This window comes from Chryseobacterium ginsenosidimutans (genome assembly GCF_039536845.1).
Taxonomy (GTDB): Bacteria; Bacteroidota; Bacteroidia; order Flavobacteriales; family Weeksellaceae; genus Chryseobacterium; species Chryseobacterium ginsenosidimutans_B.
In genome coordinates this window covers 385,270-399,384 of sequence record NZ_BAAAZJ010000011.1, presented here as the reverse complement: position 1 = coordinate 399,384, position 14,115 = coordinate 385,270, and the positions used below count along the sequence as shown (strand labels likewise).

Sequence of the window (14,115 nt, the reverse complement as noted above, 5' to 3'; positions counted from 1 at the left end):
ACTATTAAAAATGAAAAATATCTTTCGCTTTGTTATAAGAACTTTCGAAGTTTAGCAAATTCAGTTTATGATCTGCTTTTTCTACGCTCATGAAGTTGATTACCTGTTCGGTCGGCATATTTCCCACCAAATCATCTTTTGCCATCGGGCAACCACCGATTCCTTTTATGGCGCTGTCAAATCTTCTGCAACCTTGGTCATAAGCTGCTTTTAATTTTGAATAAGAGTCTTCATAACGGTTATGAAAATGTCCTCCGAAATTGATTTCAGGATATTTTGAAGGTATTTTTTCAAATAAAAGAGAGATCGTTTCCGGTGTTGCAACTCCCGTTGTATCAGAAAGTAAGATATCCTTAACTCCAATTTCAGAAAACCTTTGAGCCCAAAAATCTACATCTTCCCATTTCCACATTTCGCCATACGGGTTTCCGAAAGCCATTGAAAAATAGATGTTTAATTGTCTGTTTTCACTTTTTACCAGCTCAAGCATTCTTACAATTTCATTAAAAGCCTCTTCCTGATTTTTATTGGTATTTCTATGCTGAAAAGTTTCAGAAATAGAAAACGGAAAGCCAATAATATCTACCGACTGATGTTTGAGAGCCTTTTCAGCTCCTTTATAATTTGCAATAATTGCAGAAACTTTTGTATTGGAACGCGATTTATCAATATTTTCGGCAACCTCATCAGAGTCAGCCATTTGCGGAATCGCTTTTGGAGATACAAAACTCAGACAATCCAATACATCAAAACCAACATCCATTAGAGAGTTGATATAATCTATTTTTTTATCTGTCGGGATAAATTCTCCCCAACCCTGCATTGCATCACGTGGACATTCAGTAAGAAACATTTTTACTTTTAGATTTTCTCAAATATAATAAAACTAAACAAGTTTAGTCACCTAACGTACAAATCTACCACTATTTTGATTATCAAATATTTATAATGCATTTAAAATTTCAATAACTGATATTGGATTACAAATAAATTATTCTGAAGATCAAAATTATTAACTTTGCCGGAAATTTATACTAATAATGAGTGCAATAGAATTCAACCAATTGTGGAAAGAAAAGTTACTGAACCGTTTTCTTAATTATGTAAAAATATATTCAACCAGTGATGCAGAAAGCGAGACAACACCGTCTACAGAAAGACAGTGGGACATTGCAAAATACATCGCAGAGGAATTAAAAACCATTGGTTTAGAAAATGTTTCGATTGATGACAACGGTTATATCATGGGTTACGTGCCTTCAAATCTTGAAAATGATGACAAACCTACTATTGGATTTATTTCGCATTATGATACTTCACCGGATTTCAGCGGGGAAAATGTAAAACCTCAGGTTTGGGAAAATTATGACGGCGGTGATTTGGTTTTAAACCAGACAACAGGATTTACTTTATCTCCTTCAAAATTTGAAAGTTTAAAACAATATATCGGTCAGACATTAATTACAACCGACGGGAATACACTTCTTGGAGCAGATGACAAAGCAGGTTGTGCGGAAATCGTAACGGCTGCAGAATATTTGATCGCTCATCCTGAAATCAAGCATGGAAGAATTGCTGTAGGATTTACCCCCGATGAAGAAATCGGAAGAGGAGCACATAAATTTGATGTGGCTAAATTCGGGGCAGAATTTGCTTATACTATGGATGGAAGTGAAGTTGGAGAATTGGAATATGAAAACTTCAACGCAGCAGGAGCCGTTGTGAAAATCCACGGATTGAGTGTTCATCCCGGTTATGCTTATGGAAAAATGATAAACGCTGTTTTATTGGCTTCCGAATTTGCTCAATCTCTTCCAGCAAATGAAACTCCGGCAACAACGAAAGGTTTTGACGGATTTTATCATTTAATGGATCTTAATGCAGATATTTCTGAGGCTAAACTTCAATACATCATTCGTGATCATGATGCTGATAAATTTGAAGCCAGAAAGAAATTCATGGAAGAAAAAGTGGCTGAATTTAATCAAAAACACGGCGCAGGAACAGCTGAAATTGAGATCAAAGAACAATACCGTAATATGAAGCAGCAATTTGAAGGCAAAATGCACATCATTGATATTGCAGCAGAAGCTATGAAAGAAGCCGGAATTGAGCCCAAAATCAAGGCTATCAGAGGAGGAACAGACGGAGCGCAATTATCTTACATGGGATTACCTTGTCCAAATATTTTTGCAGGCGGAATGAATTTCCACGGACCTTATGAATATGTGGCTTTGGAGAGCATGGAGAAGGCAACTGAGGTGATTATTAATATTGTGAAAGCGTAAGACTTTATAAAATAAAAATCCAGCTCAATTGAGCTGGATTTTTTAATTTTTATCTGGAATTAATCCTGTAGACATTCCACTATTATTTTCATACTCAATAATGGATTTCATTTTTCTTTTTTCTATAAATTTTCCTGTCCATGGATTGAAGACGTAGACATTGTATCGCGAAAGTCTTCCTTTTCTATTATTATGCTTATAATTCTCTTCACTTATAAGTTCAGAAATACAATAAATAAATCTCCCACTGTAAAATTGTTTCGGATTTATTTTTTCCCAATCTAAAAAATGACCCAATACATTATTATTGTTAAGACCATTTTGAATTGCAATTTGAATTGAATTAGAATAATCGATAAAAAATTTTTTATATTTCTCTTCAACCTTTTCAAACCCATAATTATTTACAACATCTTCATTAATAACATAGTTTCCAACTTTATCCAATTTAATTCCAATTATATCACTTTTCCATTCAGAATCGGATATTTTAACAGCATATTTAAATATTAATTCATCAGGATTTTCTTTAAATGGTTCTGTCCAAGATCCTAAATATTTTGAATAGAAATCATTTTTACTATCTTTAATACTTTGCTTTTTATATGCTAAACCATCACATTCAAATCTCACATAATTAGAAAAAAACTCAATCCCATATTCTTTTATAATTAATTCATCAGCCTTCTTCTTCATTTTTTCAAATAATAAATACTTCGGAAAAAGAAATTTATTAATTGAGCACTCACCGGTTTTATAATTTCGAGAATATAACCATTCTCCATTTTCAGTATATTCTTTCCAAGAAATTGTCCGATGCTGTTTGTCCATGACTCCTTCAGAGCTAACCATTGCAGTGTCTTGAATAAGCCACGATTTATGAATGATATAATCTTTATTATCAAATATTTCTTCTCGAACTTTGTACTTGGAATTTTTGATAATTACAATTTCAGAAGAGTCTGTCTTAATTTTCTTTTCTGAATATTGAGAGAGGAAAAATTGGCTAATAAAAATAAAAAATATGAAAAGTTTCATTTTAAGAACCTTGATTTCCCAAAAAAGCATCCCAACCCTGCGCCGTTAAAGCAACCAACTGATTAGAACCTCTTGCAATCATAAAATTTCCCTCTTCTTTTTCAACCGCATGTCCGATAATCGTGAAGTCAGGATGGTTTTTAATTTTATCAAAATCATTTGGAGAAATGGTGAACAATAATTCATAATCTTCACCCCCACTTAAAGCCGTCATGACAGGATTTAAATTAAATTCATCCGCCGTTGTAATCGTCAGATTATCCATCGGAACTTTCTCTTCATACAATCTGAAACCAACTTTCGATTGGTCAGAAAGATGTAAAATTTCTGAAGCCAGACCGTCAGAAATATCAATCATAGATGTTGGTTTGATATCCAATTGTTCTAAAATAGCTTTCACATCAGTTCTTGCTTCTGGTTTTAACTGTCTTTCTAGAATATAGTCGTAGCCTTCCATTTCAGGCTGCATATTCGGATCTGCCAAGAAAACAGCATGTTCTCTTTCCAAAATCTGAAGTCCCATGTAAGCTCCACCCAAATCTCCTGTTACCACAAGAAGATCGTTTGGTTTTGCAGTACTCCTTTTTACTATATTCTCATCATTTTCGATTCCAATTGCCGTGATGCTCATTACAAGTCCTGCATTTGAGCTTGTTGTATCTCCGCCTATCAAATCAACTTTATAACGACCGCAAGCTGCCTGAATTCCTGAATAAATTTCTTCCAAAGCTTCCACCGGAAAACGGTTGGAAACCGCCAGAGAAACCAAAATCTGCGTCGGAGTCGCATTCATTGCTGCAATATCACTAAGATTCACAACAACAGCCTTATATCCCAAATGCTTCAACGGAACATATCCCAAATTGAAATGAACACCTTCTGCCAAAACATCCGTCGTCAATACAACTTTTTTATTTCCCGGATTGATAACTGCCGCATCATCTCCCACTCCAAGCTCCGAAGACTCATTGGATAACGGGAAATATTGTGTAAGATGTTTTATTAAACCAAATTCTCCTAATTTCGAGATCGGCGTCAATTCCGGTTCTTTATCTTCAAACATAAATTTTAAATTATAAGTAATGTGTAATTGGTAATAAGCAATGTTTGAACGCTAAACATTAAACTTTGAAATCTAAATTAAATTAAACAAATTTTTCCGGATCAATATTTTCCGGACGGAAAGGAAGCTTTTTAAAATCTTCTCTTGTTAAGATCACTGTTTCGGGTGATTTGTATTTATTCATTGCTTCTACTACATCATCCGGCGGTGTTGTCATCTTTCTCAACATCGTATCAATCCAGACACCTGTTGCTTCCGAGGTTGCACAGTGCTCACCTTCAGGAGTATAAAATTTGTGTACAAAACGATAAATGGAACAGTCTTCTGCACATCCGTCAATTTCCAGACTTACGATAACGGTCTGATCTGCAAATATTTCTTTAAAAAAAGAAAATCTTTCATGCATGATTACAGGACCAATTCCCCATCGGCTCATTTGGGTAACACCCATTTTTTCCTGCTTCATAAAAGCCATTCTGGTTTGTGCACAGTATTGAACGTAAGAGGAGTTTGCTAAATGTTTGTTGGCATCAAGATCACTCCAACGAACTTCGAATTTATGGTAAAAAATCATTTGAAAATCAGTTTTAGTATAATTAAATTATATTCTTCAAAATTACTCAAATAAGATGGTTTATAAAAATTGTACTTTTGGAAAAATAATCTTGAGCATAAGATTAAAATAATTATGAAGCAAATTATCATTATCGGAGGCGGTGCAGCAGGCTTTTTCGCGGCATCAAATCTTGACGAAAAGAAATATAAAATTACAATTCTCGAGCAAAATTCAGATGTTCTACAGAAAGTTAAAGTTTCCGGAGGTGGACGCTGTAATGTAACTCATGCGTGCTTTGATCCGAGAGAGCTGGTTCAGTTTTACCCTCGTGGAAATAAGGAACTGTTGAGTGTTTTCACCAAATTTCAGCCGGGAGATACAATGGACTGGTTTGATCAGCGAAAAGTCTCATTAAAAATAGAAAATGATAACAGAATCTTTCCTGAAAGCAATTCTTCACAGACGATTATCAATACTTTTTTAAATGAAATTCAGCAGAAAAATGTTGAAGTAAAGACAAAATGTTCTGTCAAGGAAATCGAAAAACATGACGAAAAATATGTTGTTAAAACAAGTTTGGGAGATTTCGAAGCAGATTTTGTGATTTACACAACCGGAAGTTCTCCGAAATCTTTAAAAATGATTGAGAATTTAGGTCATAAAATCATTGATTTGGTTCCGTCGCTTTTTACATTCAATATTAAAGATAATTTACTGAAAGATTTAGCCGGAACCAGTTTTGAAATGGCTGAAACATCAATTCCAAAGTTGAAAACAGAAGAGAGCGGACCGTTATTAATTACGCATTGGGGTCTTTCAGGACCTGCAATTTTGAAAATCTCTGCTTGGGAAGCAATTAATTTAGCCAAAGTGAAATACAATTTTGAAATTGAGGTTAATTTTATTTCTAAAGATATTGACGACGCGGAAGAATTATTCCAAAACTTTAAACAATCAAACCCCAAAAAGACCATCGGACAATCGAAAATCTTTGATATTACGAATCGTTTTTGGCAGAGAATTCTGGAAGTTTCAAAAGTTGATCTGAATAAGCAGGTTGCTCAAATTTCGGGAAAAGAAATGCAGACAATTCTTGAAAATTTGTGCAAAAAGAAATTTCATGTTACAGGAAAATCAACTTTTAAAGATGAGTTTGTAACCGCAGGAGGTGTTGATTTAAAGGAAATTAACTTTAAAAATATGACTTCGAAAATTTTGCCTAACTTTTACGTTGCAGGTGAAGTTTTAAATATTGACGCAGTGACGGGTGGTTTCAATTTTCAGGCTTGCTGGAGTGAGGCTTGGCTGATTGCACAGGATTTGAATCGTATTGACTAACATAAAAACATACAAAATGAAAAAATTTATTAGCTTTCTTATTTTATCATTCTCTTTTTGGTGTGTAGCGCAAGACAAAGCTGTAGTTTCAGACTGGACTGCAGTTGCACAGTCTGTAAATGTACAAGATAAACAAAATTGGAAATTTCGAGTATCCGCAAAAATCAGAAAGGAAAACGACAATAATGCCAAATGCGCTATTTGGGTCAGAATTGATAAATTAGATAACACGATCGGTTTTTTTGAAAACCAAGCCTATTCAGATATAACAGTAACATCAGAATGGAAAACTTTTACTATAGAAGGAACTATTGACTCTAGTGCAAAAACGTTAAATATTGGTGCTTTTGCTCGAGATAACGGTGATTTTTATTTTGACGATTTTAAATTAGAAGTTACCAATGGAAAATCAAAAAAATGGACGAAAATTGCACTAAAAAATAATGATTTTGAGGAAGATTTAATGTCGAATGATTGGCGTGAAGGTATAAGTAAAGATAAAAAACACATCAAAAATTTCACTGTTCAAACGTCAGAAAATAAACCCTTTAGCGGAAAGAAATCCTTATTAATAAAAGGTGAAAACATTATTGGAAATATGCCTCACGGAAAGTTTGCAGAGGTAAATGGCATCAAAATGTATTATGAAACATACGGTGAAGGCGAGCCTCTTTTGATGCTTCACGGAAACGGACAATCAATCAGCGCATTTATGAATCAGGTTGAGGATTTTTCTAAAAAATATAAAGTGATTATTGTTGATTGCAGAGAAAGAGGAAAATCGACTTATGATAAAACAAAAGAGCTTACTTTTGATATTCAGGTTGAAGATCTTAAACAATTTCTGGAGCAGCAAAATATCAAAAAAGTAAAGATTCTTGGTTGGAGCGATGGTGGAATTCTTGCGATTTTAATGGCTTTAAAACATCCTGATCTGGTTGATAAAATTGCCTGCTCCGGAGCCAATATATTTCCTGAAGGAATTACTGATAAAGACCTTGAAGACATGAAAGAAACCTTAGCAAAACTTATCAGAGAAAATAAAAATGGCAAAAATGATGTTTATATCGATCTGTATAATCTGGATTTAAAATATCCTAACCTTAAATATGAAAACTTGAAAGCCATCCAATGTCCGTCATTAATTATTGCTGGTGATAAAGACGAAATAAAAACAGAACATACTGTAAAAATTGCTGAATTTATTCCAAAAGGTCAGTTGGCAATCATTCCGAATTCCAGTCATTATGTTCCTGAAGAAAAGCCGGAGCTTTTCAATTCTTTGGTGATGGATTTTTTTGAAGGTAAATAAAAACTAAAATGCTTTCAACTAAAAAAAATATTTCGAACTCATTTAAAATCCTTTTAATCATCGGATTTGGATATTTCTTTTGGCTGATGCTGAAAATTACTTTAGAATATATCCCTTTAAAAACAGATGTAAGTTTTTTAATGATTAAGCAAACGGAAGTTGGGCAAAGATCAGAATATCTCTACTTTTTCTACACCCACGTTTATACAAGTATTTTTGTTTTATTGAGTGGATTTTTAGCGATTCTCAGGAAAGATTTCGGATTAAAAAATTTCCATAAAAATGCGGGAAAAGTTTATATTTTTCTTATTCTGTTTTTTTCAGCTCCATCAGGAATTTACATGGGAATTTTTGCCAATGGCGGAATTTTATCTAAGATCTCATTTGTTATTTTGGGCTGTTTGTGGTGGTTTTCAACTTTTAAAGCGTATCAGTTTGCACGACAGAAAAAATTTAAAGAACATAAACAATGGATGTGGCGCAGTTTTGCACTGACTTTATCTGCTGTCACTTTAAGAATGTGGAAAGTAATTATTGTATATTTATTCCATCCGAATCCGATGGATGTTTATCAGATTATTGCATGGCTTGGCTGGATTCCTAACTTATTATTGATTGAATATTTAATCGCAAAAAAACATATATGAAAATTTTAAAATTAACGTTAATCTCTTTATTTACAATTAGTTTAGTTGCCTGTAAGAAAGATGCAAAAACAACAGATTCTTCAAAAGACAGTCTTACGGCAAAAAAAGATTCTGTCATCGCTCCTGAAATCTATAAAGAATATTATGGAATTTACATGGGCGACTTTGCAGGAAAAGGTATGGTTACCTCTGAAGATGGTGAAGAATATGAAGGTGAGATCTACAAGAAAATTTCTTTAAAGATCAACAGAATTACGAAAGACAGCGTATACGGACAAAGTATTGTGGAAGGAAATCAACGTCCGTTCCGGGGTGTTTTTAATGAAACGACGAGATCTTTTGTTCTGGATGAACCCGGAAATAATAAAACCGACGGAAGATTTGAGGTCAAATTAAATAATGACAGCCTAACAGGAAATTGGAACGCCTTCAATAAATCGGCTGTAAAAGCACCTTTGAAAACTTTAAAACTGATAAAGAAAGAGTTTGTGTACAATCCCAATTTTATGCTGAACGAAAACAACGATCTGATCGATTGGGAAAATCCGAAAGATTTTATTGAAAAATATACAGACGAAGAAACAGGGAAAACAGAAACTTACACCGCTTCTAAAAACAGAATTGCTTCTGATGCTGTTTTCAAAATCAATGCTTCCAAGCAGAAATTAACGGAAAAAGACCTTAAAAATCTTAGAAAACTGGATATGGAAATTATTAAAAACTCTGTTTTTGCGAGACATGGTTATTCTTTCAAAAAAGCTACTTACAGAAATTTCTTTGAGCAGACAGATTGGTATATTCCCGTATCAAATAATGTAGATAAGGATCTTTCGCCAATGGAAAAGGAAAATGTGGCTTTACTGAACCGTTTTATCAAGTATGCAGAAGATAAGTATGACCAGTTTGGAAGGTAGTTTAAAATAACTATTTGAGATTAAATTGAATATTATTTTTCTGCAGTTTCACAAAAAGAAAAAGCAATAAACATCCGGCCGCATAACACAGAATATCGATCCACGAAAACGAATTTCCGATCACGATATACATCAGGCTTCCCTCCCGGAAGCCTAATTTGTCTGCAATATTGAAGTACTGTGCAAATTCAACCAAACAGGAAAAAATGAGAATCCCGAAAATGAGTTTTTGGTTGTCATTAATTTTAAAGAAAATTTTGATAAAAGTATAGATTAATATTACGACAATAACGTCTCCAAGATAAGCACGGACGAAGAAAATACCTTTGAGTTTTGTTGCAATCAATACCTCGATTAAGAAAATCGCGATCGTTAGAATGAAATATTTGAGATTAAATTGAATTTTCATATTTATGTTTGGCTAAAGCCGAATGATTTTGTTATTAAAAAAACGGGCTAAAGCCCGTTCCTAGTGATATATTTTGCAAATATATTATTTCTTCACTTTTACTGTACATCCGATGGCAACAGTTTTTGTCATTTTTATTGGTTCGTTTTTAATCAGTGCATTCACCGCATCCTGAACATAATATTCTGAAACATCATTCGGATTTTCGTAATTATTATCGATGGCACCAATGTATTTTACGATATTTTTACCGTTTTCCTTTTGTAAAAGAAAAACATGAGGCGTTTTGGTTGCTCCGTATTGCGGAAAAATTTTCTGCCCCTCATCAACTAAATAAGGAAATGTAAAACCTTTTTCTTTTGCTCTTTCGATCATTTGTTTGTAGCCATCTTCAGGCTGTACAGACGGATCATTTGGATTAATTGCAATAACGGGGTAACCCTGAGATTTGAATTTTTTGTCTAATTCAATGATTCTGTCTTCATATTTCTTGGCATAAGGACAATGATTGCACGTAAAGACAACGATAAACCCTTTCGCTGTTTTAAAATCAGCCAAAGAAATCATTTTTCCGTCAATATTTTTCAGCTTAAAATCTGTAGCCTCGTCTCCTATTTCATAACCTTTTGAAGAAGAAGTATTTTGTTTTTGAGTTTTTTCCTTATCATGATTGATTGCTGTAAAACTCAACAGCCCAAGTCCAATGATAAAAGCTGTTATTAAAATTTTCAGATTTTTCATATTATTTTTTGTTTTAAAGTAAATTTGTAACAATAACATTTTCCAGTTCTTTTTTACCCATTTCCCCATCGTTGAAATATACTTTATCTTCATTTCGGTAAAATAAAGTTACCGGTATATTTCCGTCCCAGTTTTTTTCAAATCTGGGAATCCAGGTGTTCATTCTCTTAATATCGTCCAATAAAATAACCTCTACAGTAAGCTTTTTATTTTTGATAAATTTTATTACTTTTTCTTTATCTGCTAATCTGTCCAGTGAAACCAAAATCATCTTTATGCTTCCTGCATATACTTTATTAACTTCCATAAAATGAGGAAGTTCTTTCACACAGGGTGCACATGTTGTTGACCAAAAGTTGACCACAACAAGTTTATCTCCTTCCTGTTCCTGCTGAATGCGTTTTTCAAGTTCTTCATATTTCACGGAAGGTACTTTTGTCTGTTGTGCATTAGAGATTGTAAAACCTGCAAGCAGAAAAAATATTTTTATTAAATTTTTCATATTCAAAATTAATGATTTATTGAATTAAAAATCCTGTCTTATTTTTTTAAGGATAATTTTTAACTTTATTCTGATCATTACGAATACAATCATTTGTAACATCAAAAACAGCTTCGGCTCTTTTTTTGCTTTTCTAAAAAACATATACTATTTTTGAAAATATGAAGAAGATAATATTTTTTTTAGGCTTATTTTTCAGTATTTCTTTGTTTGCACAAACAGAATTCAATTCCGTTTCAGAGCTTCCTGATTATGCCGTTTTAAAAACAAAAATGAAATTGGATGACGCTGTTACCAAAGCAGACACTCCGGCTGAATTTCCTGGCGGAATGGAAACTTTTAAAAGAAAATTTGCAGAAAGCATGGATGTTATTGATGTAAAATCAAAAAAAATCAACACCCGTGTTTATTTTATTGTTGAAAAGACCGGATATGTAAGATACGTTACTGCAACAGGAGACGACATAAAACATTCGAAAGCTGCAGAAGTTGCAGTAAGAAGGCTTTTTGTAAAATGGAAACCTGCTACAATTAACGGAGAACCTGTAAGATTTCTTTACACTTTTCCTTTGACGTTGAAAAAGTTTTAAACGAAGCGTTTTTTGTATAATAACATCATAAAAAATCTCAAGAGCTTTTCTTGAGATCCTTATTTTATTTTCCAATCATTTTCTTTATCGAATTCAGCTTCATCAAAGCTTCAATCGGTGTCAATGTATTGATATCAATTTTCGTCAGTTCTTCACGGATATTTTCCAAAACAGGATCATCTAATTGAAAGAAAGACAATTGCATATTTTCTTCTGTTACTCTTTTAATTGTTTCGGTTGCGCCGGTACCTTGTCCGCGGCTGGCTTCCAGCGTTTTTAGAATTTCGTTGGCTCTGTTGACTACTTTTGAAGGCATTCCCGCTAATTTTGCTACATGAATACCAAAACTGTGCTCGCTTCCACCAGGAATTAATTTTCTTAAAAAGATAATATTTCCTTTATTCTCCTGAATAGAAACATGGAAATTTTTCACACGCTCAAAATTCACGGTCATTTCATTCAGCTCGTGATAATGTGTTGCAAATAAAGTCTTTGCCTGAGTCGGATGCTGATGAAGATATTCTGCAATCGCCCAAGCTATCGAAACTCCATCGTAAGTAGAGGTTCCACGTCCGATTTCATCTAATAAAATCAAACTTCGCTCGGAAATATTATTTAAAATATTTGCGGCTTCATTCATTTCAACCATAAAAGTAGATTCACCTGCAGAAATATTATCCGTCGCTCCTACTCTCGTGAAAATTTTATCTAAAACTCCGATTTCAGCATGTTTTGCAGGAACAAAACTTCCGATTTGAGCCAATAAACAAACAATCGCAGTCTGACGAAGAATTGCCGATTTACCCGCCATGTTAGGTCCGGTCACCATGATAATCTGCTGAGAATCTTTGTCTAAGAAAATATCATTCGGAATATATTTTTCACCTAAAGGCAATGCATTTTCTATAATCGGATGTCTTGCTTCTTTTAAATCAATCGAAAAAGTTTCGGTTAAAACAGGTTTTGTATAGCTCTCAGAAACAGCCAGTTCCGATAAACCGACAGCAACATCCAACTGCGCAATAATATTAGAATTTTCCTGAATCTGATCGATATAAATCATCGTTTCGGCACAAACCTTTCTGTACAGCTGATTTTCCAGTACTCCGATTTTCTCTTCGGCTCCAAGAATCTGACTTTCGTATTCTTTTAATTCTTCCGTGATGTAGCGTTCGGCATTTACCAACGTTTGTTTTCTCAGCCAATCACTTGGAACTTTATCTTTATGAGTGTTTCGGACTTCAATATAATATCCGAAAACATTATTAAAATCAATTTTAAGACTTGTAATTCCGGTTCTTTCGATTTCTCTTTGGCACATTTCGTCTAAGAAACCACGCCCTTTAGACTGAAGGCCTCTTAATCTGTCCAGTTCCTCGGAAATTCCTTCTTTGATGACATTTCCTTTGGCGAGATTGACGGGAAGTTCATCATTTAAATGATTTTGAAGACATTTAATCAGTTCGTCCTGATCATATAAAGGTTCAAGCCAAGCCAAAACATCAGCATGAGGATGAAGCAGAGCTTTGATTTTATGAATATTAATAAGACTTTGACGAAGATAGCCCAATTCTTTCGGTGAAATTTTTTCCGCGGCCAGTTTTCCCATCAATCGATCCAGATCGGAAATCGATTTTAATAATTGGGAAATTTCGTATTTAAGATGGTCATTTTCGTTTAAAAAATCAATTAAAGAAAGTCTTCTGCCAATTTCACTAACTGATTTTAATGGTAAAATAATTCTCCTTCTCAACAATCTTCCACCCATCGGAGTTGATGTTTTATCAATAATATCCAGTAAAGATTTTCCTTGTGGATTGCTTGGATAAACAATTTCTAGGTTTCTTAGGGTAAAATTATCCATCATCAGAAAATCCTCCTGCGGAATAATCTGAATTTTGGTAATGTGTGCCAATAAGTTATGATGTGTATCTTCAACTAAATAAGCAAAAATTGCTCCCGCCGCGGTAATCGCCAACGGTTGGTTTTCAACTCCAAAACCTTTTAATGAATTGGTTTTAAAATGATTGGTTAGTTTTTCGTAAGCAAAATTATATTGATAAGCCCAGTCTTCAAGTTTGAAGGCATTTTTATTTTTAATCTGTTCCGGAATCTGAACGCTTCTCTGATAAATAATTTCACTCGGATCAAAAGTATTAACAATGTGAAGCAACTTTTCTAAATTACCTTCACTCACCAAAAATTCTCCTGTCGAAATATCCACCAAAGCAATCCCGAATTTTTCCTTTTCTTTATGAAGAGAAAGCAGGAAATTGTTCTTTTTTGAATTTAAAACCTGATCGTTGAACGTCACTCCCGGTGTCACCAGTTCCGTTACTCCCCTTTTTACAATTCCTTTGACCATTTTTGGGTCTTCCAACTGATCACAGATCGCAACCCTCATTCCCGCTCTCACCAATTTTGGCAGGTAAGAATCTACAGAATGGTGTGGAAATCCTGCCAATTCGATATGTCCGTCTCCATTTGCTCTTTTAGTAAGAACAATTCCTAAAATCTGAGAAGTTCTCACAGCATCCTGCCCGAAAGTTTCGTAAAAATCTCCAACTCTGAAAAGCAGAAGCGCATCAGGATATTTCGCCTTGATGGTGTTATACTGCGTCATTAACGGAGTTTCTTTCTTTTCTTTCGTCGCCTTTGCCATTAAAATCTTTCTTAAAAATTAGGATGGTAAAAGTATGAAATAAAACAGAAGGATT

Annotated in this window: 14 protein-coding genes; 6 read left to right on the top strand and 8 right to left on the bottom strand. The window is 33.9% G+C overall.

The genetic code is table 11. The features are described from left to right. Positions 1-4 precede the first annotated feature (4 nt). The gene (locus ABD745_RS18225; RefSeq protein ID WP_344833466.1) at positions 5-853 is read right to left on the bottom strand and encodes a hydroxymethylglutaryl-CoA lyase; all 849 of its coding nucleotides are present in this window, start codon (positions 851-853) and stop codon (positions 5-7) included. Between the two features lie 187 nt (positions 854-1,040). On the opposite strand from ABD745_RS18225, the gene pepT reads away from it, so the two are divergent. After that, entirely contained in the window at positions 1,041-2,288 is a 1,248-nt protein-coding gene (pepT, locus tag ABD745_RS18220) for a peptidase T (RefSeq protein WP_344833463.1), read from the top strand. A gap of 42 nt (positions 2,289-2,330) precedes the next feature. Here the strand turns inward: pepT and ABD745_RS18215 are convergent, their stop codons facing one another. The 3 genes from ABD745_RS18215 to ABD745_RS18205 all read right to left on the bottom strand — a co-directional run bounded on the left by ABD745_RS18215 (position 2,331) and on the right by ABD745_RS18205 (position 4,963). Further along, positions 2,331-3,326, bottom strand: a complete 996-nt coding sequence (locus ABD745_RS18215) for a hypothetical protein (protein ID WP_344833460.1) — start codon at positions 3,324-3,326, stop codon at positions 2,331-2,333. Between the two features lies 1 nt (position 3,327). Then, positions 3,328-4,389, bottom strand: coding sequence for a thiamine-phosphate kinase (gene thiL / locus ABD745_RS18210; RefSeq protein WP_344833457.1), 1,062 nt, complete (start codon positions 4,387-4,389; stop codon positions 3,328-3,330). Positions 4,390-4,471: 82 nt separating this feature from the next. After that, complete coding sequence (locus tag ABD745_RS18205; protein ID WP_344833454.1) at positions 4,472-4,963, bottom strand: acyl-CoA thioesterase; 492 nt, start codon at positions 4,961-4,963, stop codon at positions 4,472-4,474. A gap of 114 nt (positions 4,964-5,077) precedes the next feature. Between ABD745_RS18205 and ABD745_RS18200 the strand changes: the two genes are divergently transcribed. The 4 genes from ABD745_RS18200 to ABD745_RS18185 are packed head-to-tail and all read left to right on the top strand — an operon-like array spanning position 5,078 to position 9,156. Beyond that, positions 5,078-6,283 (top strand): BaiN/RdsA family NAD(P)/FAD-dependent oxidoreductase, encoded by a 1,206-nt coding sequence (locus tag ABD745_RS18200; RefSeq protein WP_344833451.1) that lies wholly within the window; start codon positions 5,078-5,080, stop codon positions 6,281-6,283. A 16-nt stretch (positions 6,284-6,299) separates the two neighbouring features. Next, complete coding sequence (locus ABD745_RS18195; RefSeq protein WP_344833448.1) at positions 6,300-7,595, top strand: alpha/beta fold hydrolase; 1,296 nt, start codon at positions 6,300-6,302, stop codon at positions 7,593-7,595. 8 nt (positions 7,596-7,603) lie between these two features. Beyond that, complete coding sequence (locus ABD745_RS18190) at positions 7,604-8,242, top strand: DUF2306 domain-containing protein (protein ID WP_344833444.1); 639 nt, start codon at positions 7,604-7,606, stop codon at positions 8,240-8,242. Next, entirely contained in the window at positions 8,239-9,156 is a 918-nt protein-coding gene (locus tag ABD745_RS18185; RefSeq protein ID WP_344833441.1) for a YARHG domain-containing protein, read from the top strand. Before ABD745_RS18190 ends, ABD745_RS18185 begins: the two co-directional genes overlap by 4 nt. Before the next feature lie 10 nt (positions 9,157-9,166). Here ABD745_RS18185 and ABD745_RS18180 read toward each other — a convergent pair whose 3' ends face one another. The 3 genes from ABD745_RS18180 to ABD745_RS18170 all read right to left on the bottom strand — a co-directional run bounded on the left by ABD745_RS18180 (position 9,167) and on the right by ABD745_RS18170 (position 10,808). Continuing rightward, positions 9,167-9,565: a ribosomal maturation YjgA family protein gene (locus ABD745_RS18180; RefSeq protein WP_344833438.1), complete on the bottom strand. Its 399-nt coding sequence runs from the start codon at positions 9,563-9,565 to the stop codon at positions 9,167-9,169. Positions 9,566-9,649: 84 nt separating this feature from the next. Further along, a complete protein-coding gene (locus tag ABD745_RS18175) occupies positions 9,650-10,306 on the bottom strand; it encodes a thioredoxin family protein (RefSeq protein ID WP_344833435.1) in 657 nt (218 codons plus the stop codon). 13 nt (positions 10,307-10,319) lie between these two features. Further along, positions 10,320-10,808 (bottom strand): TlpA family protein disulfide reductase, encoded by a 489-nt coding sequence (locus ABD745_RS18170; RefSeq protein ID WP_344833432.1) that lies wholly within the window; start codon positions 10,806-10,808, stop codon positions 10,320-10,322. Positions 10,809-10,969: 161 nt separating this feature from the next. Between ABD745_RS18170 and ABD745_RS18165 the strand changes: the two genes are divergently transcribed. Then, complete coding sequence (locus tag ABD745_RS18165) at positions 10,970-11,398, top strand: energy transducer TonB (RefSeq protein WP_052185951.1); 429 nt, start codon at positions 10,970-10,972, stop codon at positions 11,396-11,398. Between the two features lie 64 nt (positions 11,399-11,462). Here ABD745_RS18165 and mutS read toward each other — a convergent pair whose 3' ends face one another. After that, entirely contained in the window at positions 11,463-14,060 is a 2,598-nt protein-coding gene (mutS, locus tag ABD745_RS18160; RefSeq protein ID WP_344833428.1) for a DNA mismatch repair protein MutS, read from the bottom strand. Positions 14,061-14,115 lie beyond the last annotated feature (55 nt).